Annotated in this window: 15 protein-coding genes; 14 read left to right on the top strand and 1 reads right to left on the bottom strand. The window is 45.0% G+C overall.

The features are described from left to right. The first annotated feature begins 6 nt into the window (after positions 1-6). The 8 genes from HNQ46_RS03575 (at position 7) to HNQ46_RS03540 (ending at position 7,279) form a co-directional block, all read left to right on the top strand. Positions 7-894, top strand: coding sequence for a metallophosphoesterase (locus HNQ46_RS03575; protein WP_183683127.1), 888 nt, complete (start codon positions 7-9; stop codon positions 892-894). A 7-nt stretch (positions 895-901) separates the two neighbouring features. After that, on the top strand, positions 902-1,705 hold the full coding sequence (locus HNQ46_RS03570) for a segregation and condensation protein A (RefSeq protein WP_183683124.1): 804 nt from the start codon (positions 902-904) through the stop codon (positions 1,703-1,705). Positions 1,706-1,801: 96 nt separating this feature from the next. Next, positions 1,802-2,815: an SMC-Scp complex subunit ScpB gene (gene scpB / locus HNQ46_RS03565; RefSeq protein ID WP_183683122.1), complete on the top strand. Its 1,014-nt coding sequence runs from the start codon at positions 1,802-1,804 to the stop codon at positions 2,813-2,815. A gap of 11 nt (positions 2,816-2,826) precedes the next feature. Then, positions 2,827-3,144, top strand: coding sequence for a hypothetical protein (locus HNQ46_RS03560; RefSeq protein ID WP_007157865.1), 318 nt, complete (start codon positions 2,827-2,829; stop codon positions 3,142-3,144). Continuing rightward, positions 3,129-3,566: a dUTP diphosphatase gene (locus HNQ46_RS03555; RefSeq protein ID WP_040649546.1), complete on the top strand. Its 438-nt coding sequence runs from the start codon at positions 3,129-3,131 to the stop codon at positions 3,564-3,566. The genes HNQ46_RS03560 and HNQ46_RS03555 overlap by 16 nt, the downstream gene beginning before the upstream one ends. A 12-nt stretch (positions 3,567-3,578) precedes the next feature. Beyond that, positions 3,579-4,277 carry a tetratricopeptide repeat protein gene (locus tag HNQ46_RS03550; RefSeq protein ID WP_183683119.1) on the top strand — a complete coding sequence of 233 codons (699 nt, stop codon included), beginning with the start codon at positions 3,579-3,581 and terminating at the stop codon, positions 4,275-4,277. 328 nt (positions 4,278-4,605) lie between these two features. Then, on the top strand, positions 4,606-5,808 hold the full coding sequence (locus tag HNQ46_RS03545; RefSeq protein WP_183683116.1) for an ATP-binding protein: 1,203 nt from the start codon (positions 4,606-4,608) through the stop codon (positions 5,806-5,808). Between the two features lie 169 nt (positions 5,809-5,977). Next, complete coding sequence (locus tag HNQ46_RS03540; RefSeq protein WP_183683375.1) at positions 5,978-7,279, top strand: PLP-dependent aminotransferase family protein; 1,302 nt, start codon at positions 5,978-5,980, stop codon at positions 7,277-7,279. A 3-nt stretch (positions 7,280-7,282) separates the two neighbouring features. Here the strand turns inward: HNQ46_RS03540 and HNQ46_RS03535 are convergent, their stop codons facing one another. After that, positions 7,283-7,807 (bottom strand): DUF4364 family protein, encoded by a 525-nt coding sequence (locus HNQ46_RS03535; protein ID WP_183683112.1) that lies wholly within the window; start codon positions 7,805-7,807, stop codon positions 7,283-7,285. A 275-nt stretch (positions 7,808-8,082) separates the two neighbouring features. On the opposite strand from HNQ46_RS03535, the gene HNQ46_RS03530 reads away from it, so the two are divergent. Genes HNQ46_RS03530 through rlmH form a run of 6 tightly spaced genes read left to right on the top strand, consistent with a single transcriptional unit; the run spans position 8,083 to position 16,676 of the window. Beyond that, positions 8,083-10,740, top strand: coding sequence for a DUF5717 family protein (locus HNQ46_RS03530; protein ID WP_243155834.1), 2,658 nt, complete (start codon positions 8,083-8,085; stop codon positions 10,738-10,740). 15 nt (positions 10,741-10,755) lie between these two features. Then, positions 10,756-11,994, top strand: a complete 1,239-nt coding sequence (locus HNQ46_RS03525; RefSeq protein WP_183683105.1) for a DUF5716 family protein — start codon at positions 10,756-10,758, stop codon at positions 11,992-11,994. A gap of 3 nt (positions 11,995-11,997) precedes the next feature. Then, on the top strand, positions 11,998-12,783 hold the full coding sequence (locus HNQ46_RS03520; protein ID WP_183683103.1) for a tetratricopeptide repeat protein: 786 nt from the start codon (positions 11,998-12,000) through the stop codon (positions 12,781-12,783). Between the two features lie 15 nt (positions 12,784-12,798). Beyond that, the gene (locus HNQ46_RS03515; protein ID WP_183683100.1) at positions 12,799-15,501 is read left to right on the top strand and encodes a valine--tRNA ligase; all 2,703 of its coding nucleotides are present in this window, start codon (positions 12,799-12,801) and stop codon (positions 15,499-15,501) included. A gap of 31 nt (positions 15,502-15,532) precedes the next feature. Further along, on the top strand, positions 15,533-16,153 hold the full coding sequence (locus HNQ46_RS03510) for a cell wall-binding protein (RefSeq protein ID WP_183683086.1): 621 nt from the start codon (positions 15,533-15,535) through the stop codon (positions 16,151-16,153). Between the two features lie 43 nt (positions 16,154-16,196). Next, positions 16,197-16,676, top strand: coding sequence for a 23S rRNA (pseudouridine(1915)-N(3))-methyltransferase RlmH (rlmH, locus tag HNQ46_RS03505; RefSeq protein ID WP_183683083.1), 480 nt, complete (start codon positions 16,197-16,199; stop codon positions 16,674-16,676). Positions 16,677-16,819: the final 143 nt, after the last annotated feature.

Raw genomic sequence — 16,819 nt, 5'->3', positions numbered from 1 at the left:
GACAAAATGACTTTTCTTTTCCTCTTAATTCTTCCCATACTCCTGCTTATCTATTCTCACTGGGAAAGAAATCAACTCAGAGTGGAGAGGTATAGGATTTCTACTGACAAGGTAAATAAAGCCTATCGTTTTCTCTTCCTGACAGACCTCCATGACAAGAGCTTTGGAAAGGATAATACTCTTTTATTGAAAAAAATTGAGGAATTAAAGCCTCGATGGATTTTCATTGGGGGAGATTTTCCTATAAGCTATTCCGGAGAAAAAACGGCGGAGAGAGATGAGGTGGAAAATTCCTGTCGTTTGCTGTATGCTTTAGCAGAAAAATATCCTCTTTACTATGCCTTTGGAAACCATGAAGAAAAGTTGTTTAGTAAAGAGGATTTTCAGGGAAAGCAGCAGGCCTTTTGGAAGGCTTTGGAAAAGGTGGAGCTCTTAGAAAATCGTTCCCTGCGCTTAGAGCAGGACTTAGAACTTAGCGGTTTGTCCTTGGATTTATCCTATTATCAGCCTCTACTTTGGAAGAAGAAAAAACCCTTAGGGGAAGAGGATAAGAAAAATTGGGAAAAGGCTATAGAAGCTACCGGGGAGAATCGGCCAAAAAACATTTTTCGTATTGCCTTAATGCACAGCCCCTTTTATCAAGCGGAAATGGAGGCTTTGCCGGTGGACTTGGTGCTGTCCGGACATTTTCATGGAGGGGCTATCGGCTTCCCGGGCTTTGCTTTGATGACTCCCCAGTATAAGTTTTTTGTGAAGAATCCAAGAGGTTTACGAAAAGTAGGGGGACAATGGCATTTTACCGGAAGGGGACTGGGCACCCACAGCATCAATGTGCGCTTGGCAAACTTCCCGGAGCTGGCTTGCTTTGACATTCTTCCGATGGGAGAAGCGTAAGGAGAAAATGATGGAAGAAAAGGTGATTTTTTATAAGCTGGATGCCTTTGAGGGGCCGCTGGACTTATTGCTCCACCTTATTGAAAAAAATAAAATCGATATCTATGATATTCCAATTTCGGAAATCACAGAGCAGTATCTGGAATATATGAAGGCGCTGGAGGAAGAGGATTTGGAAATCGTTTCCGCCTTCCTGCTGATGGCAGTGACGCTTCTGGAAATGAAGGCCAGAATGTTGCTGCCCAAGAAGGAGGAAGAGGAAGGGGAGGAAGTAGATCCCAGAGAAGAGCTGGTACAGAGACTTTTAGAATATAAAAAATATAAAAGAATCAGCAGAATGCTACGAACCAAGGAAGAAACTGCCCCCAATATCATTGAAAAGGAACCCAGTATTCCGAAGGAAGTGGAAAAGTACAAGCCGCCTTTGGATCTGGAGGATCTGTTGAAGGGCTTGGATATTCTTCGCCTTCGGGAGACCATGAAGGAGATTTTAAGGAGGAAGGAAGCCAGAAAGGACCAGCTTCGGGCAAACTTTGGAAAGATTAAGCGGGAAAAGATAAGCTTGCAGGGGAAAATGCAGGATATTCTGGCTTATGCGAAGAGCCACGGCCGATTTTCCTTCCGACAAATGCTAAAGAAAAAGCAGGGAAAGACGGAGACGGTGGTGAGCTTCTTGGCCATTTTGGAGCTGATGAAAATGGGGAAGATTACTCTTAAGCAGGAAAATGCCTTTGGAGACCTGGATATTACTGTTAATAAAGAAGCGGAGCAGGAAGAAATGGATCTGACGCTGGTGGAAGATTTTGATTAATAAAGCGCTGCGCAAGCTATGCATGGAAGGTCTCGTCAGTGAATTAAATATAGAAAAGAATTTATCTTAAATAGCTTTTAGAAGGGAGTAAGGCAGGTGGAGGAAAACGAACAGTACTCTTTGAAAGAAGAGTTGGAAAAAACTTTGGCAGGGGAAGCTGCCGAAGTCTTACGGGATAGGGATTCGGTGGAAGAAAAAGCCGAAGGCTCTCGGGATAATGCCCCGGTTCTTAGCTTGCAGGAAGAAATAGAAAGAGAAGATGCCCTAAGCTTGCAGGAAGAGGAAGATTTACTGGAAGCTCTTTTGTTTTCTTTGGGAAGAACCGTGAGTCTGGAAGAGATGGCAATTTGTCTGCACATGGGTGTGGATGGAGCAGAGCTTGCGGCAGAGCGTTTACGGAAGAAATATGAGGAGCGACAGGGAGGGCTTTTGATCCGAAAGCTGGAGGGAAAATATCAGATGGTCAGTCATCCCAAAACCTATGATGCTTTGATTCGAGTGGTTAAGCAGAGTAGGAAACCGGTGCTTTCCGATGTGCATTTGGAAACCCTTTCCATTATCGCCTACTGCCAGCCGGTTACAAAGGCAGAGGTAGAGCGGATTCGTGGGGTAAAGTCCGACCATGCGGTAAATCGTTTGGTGGAATTCGGCTTGATTGAAGAAGTGGGCCGTTTGGACGCTCCGGGAAGACCTGTGCTCTTCGGCACCACCGAGGAGTTCCTGACTCGTTTCGGTGTAGATTCTCTTGCCTCCCTTCCCAGTCTTCCCAAGGATCTGGAGAAGCTTTTGGAAGAGGAAGTAACGGAGGAACTTAAGGACAGCCTTGGCTTAGAGCCGGAGAAGGTAGAAGAAGCTAAAGAAGAGCAGTTGGAAGATCAAAAAGAAGAGCCGGACGAAGAACCGGAAGAAGTTACGGATGAGGCGGAAGAAAGTACAGAGCCGGAAGATGCTGTAGAGGAAGAGACTCCGGAGCCGGAATTTTCTGCGGAAAGCGAAGAAGAAAAAGAACTGGAAGAAGCTGCGGATGAGGCGGAGGTAGAAGCGGAAGAAACAGCGGAAGAAAGTACAGAAGGGCAGGAGGACGCGAAGGCATTGGACCCGGAACAGTAGGCAGGGACCTTTTGCAAGAGGAAGAAAGCTTTATCGAAGCTTATCTTATGGAATTGGAGGCGGAGAAGGAAGTAGAGCTGGAAGAAGACAACGAAGTATTCGAGAACTCGGAAACCGAAGATAAATCAGAGGCTGATGTGGAACCGGAGCCCGAAGAGGACTTAGAAGAGATTCGGGAGCCGGAACTCGAAGAAGAATCGAAAGACTTAAACCTTCTCCCTGCAAGGGGAACCTGCCGTAGAAAGCCGTTAAGAAACTGTTATAGAGAAGAAAAGGGAGTGCAAAGAAATTCCTGGAGAAAGGAGAAATGCAAGTGGAGGCTAAGTTAAAAATCAAATATCATGTAAAGGAGCTGGAAAAGCTTCGCTACATTGACGGAAAAAGTGACTGGATTGATTTACGGGTAGCGGAAAATGTCAGTATGAAGCAGGGAGAATACCGACTAATCAGTATGGGTATCTCCGTGGAAATTCCCAAGGGCTATGAAATGCTGATTGTTCCCAGAAGCTCGGCCTATAAGAACTTCGGGATTTTGCAAACCAATGCCATGGGAGTGGTGGATGAATCCTTCTGCGGCGACAATGACATTATCCATATGCCTATCTTAGCCATGCGAGATACGGAAATTCATATCAACGATCGAATCGGACAGTTCCGCTTGATGCCTCACCAGCCGGAGGTACATTTTATCGAGGTGGATCATCTGGATAACGAAGACCGTGGGGGTTTTGGCACCACCGGGAAGGCATAATAGGAGGGGAAAATGCAAAAAAGGAAGAACAAAAAAGGAAAAAGCTTAAGCTCTTTTCTGCTACTCTTTCTCCTTCTCTCCTTAAGCCTTTTTGCCTGTAAGAATAAGGCGAAGGAATATCGTCTTCTGGGAATAGAAGCCCTGGAACGGGGAGACGGAAAGACGGCATTGGAAAACTTTAATCTGGCCTTGGAGAAAAGTAACGGGCAGGTCTCCGCTTTGCAAATGGATATTCTCGCTTATAAGATTGAGGCGGAAATTCAATTGGGAAATATTTCCGATGCGGAGGAAAGTTTGCAAAGCTATAAGACCTTGGCGAAAAAGGATTTGCCCCTGCTGGAAGAGAGAATTGCCGGAAAAAAGCTGATTCAGGAGCTGGGAACTGCTTTGAATGACAATAAGCTGGAGGATGCGGAGAAGCTCCTTTCAGAAATCAAAGAAAAGGGGCTGGAAGAAGATAGGGAATATCTTTTTGATGGGGCGGTATATCTGGAGAAGACCGCCAAATGGCAGGAAGCTTATGAAGCCTTTCAGCAATACTGTACCCGTTATCCGGGAGATGAAGATGCGAAAAGGGAGCTTAGCTTTCTGAAAAACCGTATGGAAGCGTTGGAGAAGAATCCTTTGCTGAAAGAAAAAGCGGGGATAGTGGAAAAGCAGGAAACAACGGAGACTACAGAGACAACAGAGACAACAGAAGGAAGCAATTAAGAAAAGCAAGACTATTTCAAAAGGAGCTGGAGAATAATCGGAGAAGTTTTCTATCTTGCATAGAGTCTATGTAAAACTTGATCATTTTATAGCTCCTTTTTTAGTGTCAAAAATCCGTAGTCAAAACTCAATTATTTATGGAGTAGATTCAAAAAAATATTAGAACCAAAAAACTTTTAGGAATGCATTTCAAAAACTATCACAAAATAAAAACTTTTTGGAATGCATTCCGAAAACTATCACAAAACAAATAGTTTTCGGAATTAAATCCAAAAACTTTACTTTCTATAGAAAGGATGCTATTCTCAACGGGAAGGGAGGTGCCGGGGTGATTATAAGAGAAGAATATCTGAATAAGCTAAAGGCTCTCAAGGATAAACACATTATCAAGATTGTGACCGGAATAAGAAGATGCGGAAAATCAACGCTACTGCTCCAGTTCCAAGATTGGCTGTTAGAGCAAGGGATTGATCAATCCCAAATTATTTTTATTAACTTTGAGGATTTGGAGTATGAGGACTTGAATAATTATAGAAGTCTTCATAAATATATTAAAGAGAATTTAAAGAAAAACAGCAAGACTTATATTTTTCTGGATGAAATTCAAAATGTAGATAAGTTTCCTAAAGTATTGGATAGTCTACAGTTAAACCCGGATATAGATTTGTATGTGACCGGCTCCAATGCCTATATGCTTTCCAGTGAGATAGCTACCCTGATTTCCGGAAGATATATCCAGATTGAGATGCTTCCTCTGTCTTTTAAGGAATATTGTCTGGCAAAGGGGGGATTTGAAGATAGGATTACAAGATATACTGAATACTTAGTATCCAGCTCGTTTCCTTACGCTTTAGCATTGGATTCCGAACCGAATATTATTAGAGATTATTTGGAAAGTATCTACAATACAATAGTAATTAAAGATATCATGAATCGGAAACAGGTGACGGATTCTATGATGCTTCAAAGTGTTTTGAAGTTTATTTTTGACAATATCGGGAATCCCTTTTCCACCAAAAAAATAGCGGATACCATGACTTCCGACGGTAGGAAGATTGATTCTAAAACGATAGAAAAATATCTTACGGCTTTGAAGGAATCTTACGTCATTTATCAGGCTAAACGCTTTGATATCAAAGGGAAACAGTACCTTAAGACCTTGGATAAATACTATGTGGTAGATATTGGACTTCGATATATGCTTCTGGGCAAACAAGCTATGGATGCAGGCCATATACTGGAAAATATTATTTATCTGGAATTGCTTCGCAGATCCTATGATGTGTATGTGGGAAAGGTGGATAGCTTTGAGGTGGATTTTGTCGCACAAAATCAGGACGGCAATCATTATTATCAGGTGGCTCTGACGGTAAGAGAAGAAGCTACCTTGAATAGAGAATTAAGACCATTGCAAATGCTTCAGGACGACTATCCCAAGGTGCTTCTTACACTGGATGATGACCCTTCAAGGGATATAGACGGCATAAAGATTCTGAATGCAAGAGACTGGCTACTGGATTTGAAACAGTAGAATGGAAATTGAAACTGTACAAATGGAAATCAAAGTCGTAGACATGGAAATTTTCTTGCTAGGACAGGAAAAGGATAGTATACTTTTTTCTCGTATACTTATACCAAAAGGAGAGTAGCGGATGGCGAAGAAAAAAGCGGGAAAGCAAGTAGGAGAAAGAGGTGGAAATATGGCAAGATATGAGGAATTATCCGTAGAGGAATTGGAAGCCTTAAGAGCGGAATTAAAGGATGAATACAGGCGCTACCAGACCATGGATATGAACCTGGATATGAGTAGAGGAAAGCCCTGTAGAGAGCAGCTGGATTTGAGCAATGATATGATGGATGCTCTGGACAGCAATGCGGATATGTATTCCAGCGAGGGTGTGGATGTTCGAAATTACGGGGTATTGGATGGAATTGCAGAGGCCAAGGAGCTACTTTCCGATATGATGGAAAATCATCCTGACCATATCCTTATTTTCGGAAACTCTTCTTTGAATGTGATGTATGACTCCATTTCCCGTTCCATGACTCACGGTGTTATGGGAAGTACCCCCTGGTGTAAGCTGGATGAGGTAAAGTGGCTTTGCCCGGTTCCCGGTTACGATCGTCACTTTGCCATTACCGAGTACTTTGGGATTAAAATGATTCCGGTACCTATGACGGAGCAGGGTCCGGATATGGATATGGTGGAGGAACTGGTAGCTTCCGATGAGGCGATTAAGGGAATCTGGTGTGTGCCGAAGTACTCCAATCCTCAGGGCTATAGCTATTCCGATGAGACGGTACGCCGTTTTGCCCGCCTGAAGCCGGCAGCAAGAGACTTCCGTATCTACTGGGACAATGCCTATGGTATGCATCACCTTTATGACCATGAGCAGGATTATTTGATTGAGATTTTGGCGGAGTGTAAGAGAGCGGGACATCCGGATTTGGTGTATAAGTTTGCCTCCACCTCCAAGATTTCCTTCCCGGGCTCCGGTATTGCTTCCATGGCAACCAGCTTAAACAACCTGGACGATATTAAGAAGCAGGTACAGTACCAGACCATCGGACACGATAAGGTAAACCAGCTTCGTCATGTTCGTTTCTTCCAAGACATCCACGGTATGGTGAAGCACATGCAGAAGCATGCCAATATTCTTCGGCCTAAGTTTGAGATGGTGGAGGTTATTTTCGAGAAAAACCTTGCAGGCACCGGTGTGGGAGAATGGACCAAGCCGAAGGGGGGATATTTCATCAGCTTTGAAACCCTGCCCGGCTGTGCCAAGGCTGTAGTGGATAAATGTAAGAAGGCGGGAGTAACACTGACTCCTGCAGGCTCCGCCTTCCCCTATAAGAAGGATCCTAATGACAGCAATATCCGTATTGCGCCAACCTATCCCCCACTGGAGGATCTGCGTATTGCCTCCGAGCTTTTCACCCTCTGTGTAAAGCTGGTGAGTGTGGAGAAGCTTTTAAAGGACAAGAAGGAAGTACAGGCGTAAACGCTACTCTTCCCCTAAAAATTCCTGTAAAAGATAGGTATAGACCTTTTGGTGCTTGGCCTCCCATTTTAAGCAAAGGGCCTTGGCACTTTCTTCATCGGGAACCGTAAGCTCCACTCTACAGAGCAGGGTGCGATTTTCCCGAATTTCCAACTGCACAAGGTATTCCTTTGTGTCTGTCTCCGAATAATCGGAATATAAGGCCGCCTCACTTTGCAGGCGGCTTTTGTTTTTGGAAAGAAAGAGGTCTATATCCTCCCGTACCAGCTCCGGAATATCCTGGGAAAAGAAGTTTAATGTCTGCTTGCCCTCCTCCGTGATTTCGTAGCGGGTGGTACTTTGGCTATGTTCTGCGGAAATAAGGGAAGCTTCCACCAAATCATTGATGCATTGCTGTAAAGTAAAATAGGTGGTATATTCATTTTCTAAAAAAAATCCACTAAGCCGACTGTTGCTTAGGGGGTATTTTACGGAATGAAGTAAGTAAAGAATCATCAGTTTGTATTGGGTCAATGCTTCTGTAGCCATAAATTCCTTTCTTTATCCCCTAAATGGGGGTTCCCAGCTTATTCAGAATATAAATATTTGCAAAATGCGCTTTTTTCTAAGAAATACGCTATACTGCTCTAAGGAAATTGCTTTTCCGAAAGAAAGTATTGAGCCTTAAAGAGAAAAAAGCAAAGAATGGAATTAGTTTAACAGAATTGTAAGCCTAGTTGCAATAGAAGGAAGCGTTAATGGAAAATTCTGTCTTTCTCGAAAGGGCTTCCTGTGCTAAAATAAAGCCCTATGGAGAGTTTGCTATGAGAGAAAAAATCAATAAGTTAGCCAGAGGAATTATTGAGGAAGGAATCCCTTCCCTGCATTTTTCTGTTGAGAAGATTATGGCAGTAATTCCTTATAGAGAGAGTCGAACCTTTGAAATCTTTTTGCAGTCGGTAAATGGAGTGGCCATGCGTGGCCTGGTCTATGCCAAGGGCCCCTATCTTACCCTGCATAAATCCGCCTTTGGGGGTGTGCGTACCAAGGTAAGCTTTACCATTGATACGAAGAATCTGGGGGATGAGGAGGAAATCAAAGGGGAGCTTTGCTTTGTGTACAATGGGGGAGAGAAGCGGATTCCCTATTCCTTTGTGGTGGAAAAGCAGCCCTCTGCAAAGCAAATCCATGAGATTAAGGATTATTCTCATTTGCAACAGATGGCGGAGGAGGACAGAAAGGGCTGTAGCAGAATCTTTGATTACAGCGACTTTTTGGAAGCTCCTATTTTTCAGGACATTACCGCCCTTAGACTTTATGAGCTTTTAAAGCCCTGCGGGGACAGGACTCTTGCTTTAGAGGAGTTTTTGACTTATTTCTCTCATCGGCCTAAGAATGCCAAGAAGCGAGAGGTGCTTCCCTACCAAAGACGGGAGGAAAGGGAGGAGGTTCTCCATTTTCCGGAGGATGCAAGTCTGGAAGAAAAGATTACGGAGTGCATCCACAGAGGAGATTGGAGGCTTAGTGCCTTTGCCCTTTATAAAAAGGGTGTGGAGGAGAATGTTAAGATTACCAAATTGTACGAGAATCTCCTTTATGCTATGCCCATGGGCTATGCGGAAGAATTGCCTAAAGGGGTATATCTTTATTTCTCCTATGAGTATCGTTTAGAAGAGGGGATTAAGCTTCCTCTTTATTATAATATTTTGAAGAATTTCCAGGAAGGTTCCGAGATTTTCTCCCACTTTGCAAGACCGATGCAGGACTATGCCATTTCCTGTCTTTTGCAGGGGGAGATTAATGAGGAGCTGGCTTTGTTGTATAGCAAGCTGATTTTACCGGAAATGATTGATGAACGGATGGCGGAGTTCCTTCCGAAGATTTTAAACAGCTATCTGGTGGAGGTGGAGGATCAGAATATTGAGCGTTTGGTTCTGACCCACCCTGCGTTGCGTCGGGAATGTTCCTTCCCGGTGAAGGGGGGATTTTGTACGGTACCCATGCCCCTTCCCAATATGATTCTTCTTTTCCAGGATGCCTTAGGAAACCGATACAGTCGGGTGCCTCACAGAAAGACCAGACTGATGGAAGAGACGGAGTTGGAGAAGAAGTGCCAAAGCCTCTCGGAGGATAAGGGCATTTTCCTGATTCGGAAGACCCTTAGCCTGGTGGAAAAGGGAATTTCCGACAGTAAGGATTTGGAACTGATGGAAAAGGCCTTTTCCTATGAGGACTTTACCCTGTATTTTCGGATGAAGATTTTGCATCTGATTCTTTCCTATCATAAGAAGGCGGAGGGAGTAGAGTTCCCTAAGGAGAATCTGGAATTTCTCCATGCCCTTTCCTTTGCCGCTTTAAAGAAGGAAGAGAAGGAGGATGTGCTTAGTGCCCTGATTTATCGGGGAGATTATGACAAGGCTTTGGAATATCTCATTGCCTATCCCTACCTTTCCTTGGATAAGCGGGCTTTGGAGGCATTTTTAGAGGGGGCTCTTTCCGAAGGACAGGGAGAGAAGGTTTACGGGGAAGAGGAAAGAGAGATGCTTTTGTATCTTTCGGAAAAAGCCTTTCTTTCCAAGCTGGAAAAGGACAGTATTCTTCATTTCCTTTTGGAGGAATATAACGGCACCACAGAAGAGATGCTGCAAATGATGCGGGTAGCAGACCAAAAGAAACAGCAGAAGGCGAAGATTCCCTCTTCTTCCTTCTTAAACATGGGGGAGCGGCTTTTGGCCCAGAGCCTTTTTACGGAGAAACGAAAGGAAAGCGAAGAAATTTTTGCTCTCTATACCCGTTACGGGGGAGCGGATCCTTTACTTCTTCGTGCCTTTTTTACAGCCTATTCCGCCTCTGTCTTCCTGGGACAGAAGCCGGAAAAAGAATGGATTATGCAGCAGATTTTTGAAGAGGTCAGGGGAGAAAGCCATAAGGAAAGAGTACCGGTACTTTATCTTTTGGCACTAAGCCTTTCCTTCTCCAAGAGAGCGGAGCTTAAGGAGGAAGAGCTGGAGGAGCTTTCCGCCTTCCTGCCTATTCTCTTGGAAAAGTCTTTGATTTTCAGCTATACCAAGGAGCTGGGAAAATTTGTTTCCCTGCCCAATGAAATATTAGAAAAGTCTGTCTTGGAATATCACGGAAGAGAAGAGGAAAAACCCTTCCTATCCATAAGAAATCAGGGAGAAGTGGAGTTCCACAGAGAGGAATTACAGGAGTGCTATCACGGCATTTATACAGCATCCTTCCTGCTTTTCCCGGGAGAAAGCATGGAATATCGCTTTACCTTGGGGAAAGAGGATACCTTACTGTACCAATCCACTCTGAAGAAGGAGGAATCCGAGAAGGCCTATATGGGAGAGGATGCCTATGCCAAGCTTTGTCGGATGTGTGAACTGATGACGGAGAAGAAGGCGGAGCCTTTACTGGAAATGATGGAAGAGTACGGCAAGAAGGAAATTGCTTTATCGAAATTACTGGAGGAGTAAGAGAAAGAGGTATTTGTGAAAAGCATTGGCATTAGTTTAGGGGATGACTATACCGACATTTCCCTATATCAAGAAGAATATACATATCGCTTTCCTACCCTTCTTTGTAGAGAGAAGCGAGGGACAGAGTTCTCCATCGGAGAGGAAGCCTATAAGAAGAATCTCACCGGAGGAGTAGTTCTTGTGGATAAGCTCTTGTCCCTGTTTAAGAAAAAAGGCAGTGCCACCATTGAAGGGCAGTGCTATGAGGCGGAGGAGCTTCTGTCGATCTTCCTTCGTTTTCTGCTGAAAGAAGGAGAGAAGCGGATAGCGGAAAAGGAACTTCCGGAGGAAGAGGGAAAGGATACTTTAGTCCTTACCCTTCGGGATGGAGAGCCGGAGCTCTTTAAAAGATTAAAGGAGCTTTTGGGAAAGCTTTTCGGAGAGGAGTATTCGGTGCAGTGCATCAGCCACACCGAGGCCTTTGCCCACTACCTTTTAAGGCAGGATAAAACCCTCTACAACCGCTTGGTGGGCATGTTTGAGTTTTCCAACCAGGTGCTTCACTACTATGAAATGCAGGTGTCCAAGGGGGCGAAGAAGTATGCCATTTCTGCGGGGGAAGCCCAGCCGGAGGCCATTTCCTTTGACATTATGGAAAAGCCTCAGGGAAAGCGAATGGCGGACCAGATTCTTTCCGGTCTTAGCGATAAAATTACCAGAGGGAAGGTCTACAGTGCCTTCTTTTTGTCCGGAAAGGGCTTTGAAAGTACGGACTTTGCTCCGGGCTTTATGAAGAAACTTTTAAAGGGAAGAAGAGTTTGCGTGGAATCCTTCCTCTTTGCCATCGGGGCCTTGGAATATGCAAAGCTCCTGGGAAGAGGAGAAGAGGAGGAGTATCTTCTGCTTTGTGAAACCAGGGTAGCCTATGATGTTTCTGTCCGAGTGAGTCAGAAGGAAAGGGAATTCCCCTACTATCTGGCAAAGGCGGGAGATGCCTGGTTGGAAAAGGAAGAGGAGATTTTGCTCTTACCGGATCAGCAGGATTATATTGATTTTACGGTGCAGCCCTTTGTGGGCAGTAAGGGCAGGCAACTTCGCATGCTACTGGAAGGCTTTCCGAAGAGAGAGGAGCGTTGCACGAAGCTCTCTTTAAAGAGTCGATTTGTGGATGCGTCCACGATTTTGATTTCCGTGGAGGATAGGGGCTTAGGAGACTTGCACCCTGCCTCCGGTATGGTGATTGAAGAGCGAATCAGTTTGGGAAAGGAGTAATGTATGGCAGTGATTTTATGTCAAAAAGAAGCTACATTTCCCTATTATTATGAGCGGTTGGATATTTCTGTCTATTCCTTGGAGGAGCTTTGCTATGCGGTGGGAAAGTATCCCCTCCTGATTCCGGAGCATTTTGTGGATCATCGTCTTTTGGAATGGGTCAGTACCGGCTTGAATCGCCCCATGCTTTCCGAAAAGCTGAAGCAATTAAAGGACATGGGGGAGCGGGAGGAGCGTTTGCTTTTCCGTCTGCTTCGGGAGTGCTCCTATTTTACGGAGAGAGAGCTGGAGGACTTTTCCTTAGAGCTTAGAAGGATTCAGGCTCTATCCGAGCCGGAGCGGAAGGAAAGGATGGGAGACAGCTTCTTTTCCTTAAAGAAATACAGAAAGGCCTTGGATGCCTATCAGGACGCATATCATTTGGAGGAAAATGGCAGAAGGCTTCGTAAGATTGCAGAGTCCTACCTGTATTTAAAGCAGTTTCAAAGAGCAGGAGATGCCTTTGCGAAATTATATAGAAAAAATCAGGATAAGGCTGCTTTACGAAGATTGTATTTCCTGTCTCAGATTACCTTTCCGAAGGATCGGTACAAGGAGCTTTGGCAGGGAGTAGAGGAAGACCTGGTCAAGGAATGGCAGGCAGAATGGGAAGACGCTTTGAAAGAAGCGGAGCAGGCGGAAGGAATTTTGGAGCTGAAGAATGCCTATAACGAGGGAGAAGAGGCATTTTTCCAAGAAGCGGAGAAAAAGCTGGAAGCCTGGAAAGAAGAAATACGTGGTAGAGCCTAGTTACAGGAGGGGAAAATGAAAGAACTTGCAAAACAATATAATCCGGAAGAGGTAGAGGACCGTATCTACGAAAAGTGGCTGAAGGGAAATGCCTTCGCCGCAAAGGTAAATCCGAATAAAAAGCCCTTTACCATTATGATGCCGCCTCCCAATGTTACCGGGCAGCTGCACATGGGACACGCCTTGGACAATGCCTTACAGGATACCCTGATTCGTTTTAAGAGAATGCAGGGCTTTGAGGCTTTGTGGCAGCCGGGAACGGATCATGCCGCCATTGCCACAGAGGTAAAGGTTATCAATAAGCTGAAGGATATGGGCATTGACAAGTGGGAGCTGGGAAGAGAAGGCTTCTTAAAGGAGGCCTGGAAGTGGAAGGAAGAGTACGAGGATCGTATTGTCAACCAGCTCCATAAGATGGGCTCCTCCCCGGACTGGGATCGTCTCCGTTTTACCATGGACGAGGGCTGCTCCCATGCGGTACTGGAAACCTTTGTCCGTCTGTATAAAAAGGGCTTGATTTACCGCGGTTCCAGAATGATCAACTGGTGTCCGGTTTGTAATACCTCCATTTCCGATGCGGAGGTTTTGCATGAGGAGCAGGAAGGCTCCTTCTGGCACATCCTTTACCCGGTAGTGGGAGAGGAAGGCCGTTTTGTGGAGATTGCTACCACCAGACCGGAAACTCTCTTAGGTGATATGGCGGTGGCTGTAAACCCGGAGGATGAAAGATATAAGGATATCGTAGGAAAAGAACTGCGTCTGCCTTTGACAGACCGGGTGATTCCGGTGATTGCGGATGCCTATGTGGATAAGGAGTTCGGAACCGGTTGTGTAAAGATTACCCCTGCCCATGATCCCAACGACTTCCTTGTAGGAGAAAGACATGGCTTAGAGGTTTTAAACATCTTAACGGATGATGCCAAGATTATCTGTGAAGGCTCCCCCTATAACGGCATGGATCGTTATGAAGCCAGAAAGAAGATGGTGGAGGATTTAGAAAAGCAGGGACTCTTAAAGAAGGTGGTGCCTCACAGCCACAATGTAGGTGTGCATGATCGTTGCGGAACCACCGTTGAGCCTATGGTAAAGCCCCAGTGGTTTGTGAAGATGGAAGAGCTGGCAAAGCCCGCTATCGAAGCGCTGAACAAGGGAGATTTGGAATTTGTTCCGGAAAACTACGGTAAGACCTACCTGCATTGGCTGGAAAATATCAAGGATTGGTGTATTTCCCGTCAGCTTTGGTGGGGACACCGCATTCCTGCTTACTACTGTGAGGACTGCGGAGAGCTAATCGTATCTTTGGAAAAGCCGGAGTGCTGTCCAAAGTGTAAGAGTGCATCCCTTCGTCAGGACGAGGATACCCTTGACACCTGGTTCTCCAGTGCCCTTTGGCCCTTTGAGACTTTAGGCTGGCCGGAGGAGACGGAAGATTACAAGTATTTCTATCCTACGGATGTGCTGGTTACCGGCTATGACATCATTTTCTTCTGGGTAGTTAGAATGGTATTCTCCGGAATTGAGCAAACCGGAAAGACACCTTTTAAGAAGGTCCTGATTCACGGTCTCGTTAGAGATGATCAGGGAAGAAAGATGAGTAAGTCCTTAGGAAACGGAATCGATCCTTTGGAAATCATCGGAACCTACGGGGCGGATGCCTTGAGAATGACGCTTCTTACCGGAAATGCCCCGGGAAACGATATGCGTTTCTATCATAGCCGTGTGGAAGCCAGCAGAAACTTTATGAATAAGGTTTGGAATGCTTCCCGTTTCCTCTTTATGAATGTAAAGGAAGAGGAGAAAGAAGCTCTTCTGGCCCTGGTAGGAAAGAAGGAAGCCAGTCTGGAAGAGGTGCTTTCCGTGCTTCCCAAGAACCTGGCGTTGGCAGACCGGTGGATTCTTTCCAAGTGTAACCACACCGTTTCCGAGGTGACCAGAAACTTAGAGTCCTTTGACCTGGGAATTGCCCTGGATAAGATTCAAAACTTTATCTGGGAAGAGTTCTGTGACTGGTATATCGAGATGGTAAAGCCCAGACTCTACAGTGAGGGAGGAGAGAGCAAGACTCTTGCCCTTTGGACTCTCTTAAAGGTTTTGAAAACTTCCTTAAGTTTGTTGCATCCCTTCTGCCCCTTCATTACGGAAGAGATTTACGACACGGAAAAGTCTTTATTCCCGGGAGAAGAGAAGATGCTGATGCTGTCGGATTGGCCTGTTTTCGCGGAAGAACTGGACTTTTCCGAGGCGGAGAAGGAGGGAGAGACCATCAAGGAAGCGGTTCGTGCCATCCGAAATATTCGTACGGAAATGAATGTTCCCCCTTCCAAAAAGGCTACAGTTTACTTCGTAACCGAGGATGAGGGGTTAAGAAAAACGTTTACACATAGTAAGGTATTCTTTGCTACCCTTGCTTATGCACAGGATGTTATAATACAGCAAGACAGAACAGGTATTCCTGAAAATGCTGTTTCTGTCTTGATACCGAAGGCCAACATTTTCCTTCCCTTCTCTGATCTGGTGGATTTGGATCAGGAAAGAGAGCGTTTGGAGAAGGAAGAGGAGAGGCTGAAGAAAGAAATTCAACGTGCAGAGGGAATGTTAAAGAATGAGCGCTTCCTGTCCAAGGCACCGAAGGAAAAGGTGCAGGAGGAGGAAGAAAAGGCTATGAAGTACAGACAGATGCTTGAGCAGGTTCTGGAAAGAAAGAAGGCTCTTTCCTAAGCTTTAACTTCCCGAGTAGACGGGAGGTTTTATGTGTAAAGCAGAGAGAACAACGGCAGAGGAAAAGAAGAGAAGAGTATGGAGCGCTTTGCTCCTGCTTTTCTCCTTCTTGTTCCTCTTTTCTTTTCAGAGTTTTCAAGGACATGCCGAGGAAAGGGCAGCCAGCAAGGAAGAGCTTAGCGGCGTGAAGAAGGGAAGCACCACAGCCTATATCTGGGAAAAGGAAGACAGCGCCTGGAAGCTTTTGTATCTGGACGTAAAGAGTAAGTCCTGGAAGTATGCCAAGGAGCGTTGGGTACAGATTGGAGATCGTTTTTATTATTTCAATGCGGAAGGAAAGATGGCTGAAGGCTGGTTTAACGAGGATAGCCACTGGTTTTTCGCACAGTACGATAATAAAGAGCAAAACAGTGATACTGCCGGCGTAGTTCTTACCGGATGGGCAAGCATTCCGGACGAAAAGGGAAAGAATCAAATCTTTTACTTTGAAAAGGATGAGCAGGGACGTCCCCGAGGCATGGTACAGGCAGAGGGAGAAACCAACATTTCCTATCTGATTGAGGGAAAGAACTATTACTTTGACGCTCTGGGCTACGTGGATAAGAAGCTGATTTCCTTTGATGTGACGAAGTATCCCAGAAGCAGAGTGTAAAGGATATATCCTCAATGCATAGTAAATACAGAATAGGGACACTATGACCATTAAAATTATTGCGGTTGGGAAAATCAAAGAGAAGTTTTATCGAGAGGCACTTTCTGAATACGGAAAGCGCCTTTCTTCCTATTGTAAATGGGAAATTATTGAAGTGGCGGATGAAAAGACCAAGGAAGAAGCCAGTGAAACGGAAGTTTTACAGGTTTTGGAGAAGGAGGGAGAAAGAATTCTTAGTAAAATTCCGGATCGTGCCTTTGTGATTGCCTTGGCCATCCTGGGAAAGGAGTTGGATTCCATAGCCTTTGCCAAATTTTTGGAAAAGCAGGCCCTCCATGGAGAAAGTGAATTTTGCTTTGTGATTGGAGGCTCCCTGGGTCTGGCCCCCTCCGTCCTTTCCAGAGCCAACTATTCTTTAAGCTTCTCCGCCATGACCTTCCCTCACCAGCTTATGCGGGTGATTCTTTTGGAGCAAATATACAGAGTCTTCCGTATTAATGCAGGGGAGCCTTATCATAAGTAAAAAAGAAAAACGCATAAAAAAGCGATTACTTATAAATTCTTTTTATTTAAGTCAGACAAAAAATTTATAAATCGTGCAAAATGCTGGTAATCCTATTGGGAGAATGCTACAATGAAAACTAGTTTTTAATAGATTCGTAATTA

It is taken from the genome of Oribacterium sinus (assembly GCF_014202695.1).
Classification (GTDB): Bacteria; Bacillota; Clostridia; order Lachnospirales; family Lachnospiraceae; genus Oribacterium; species Oribacterium sinus.
Note: the sequence above shows the minus strand (reverse complement) of the source record. Positions and strands in the feature narration are given on the sequence as shown.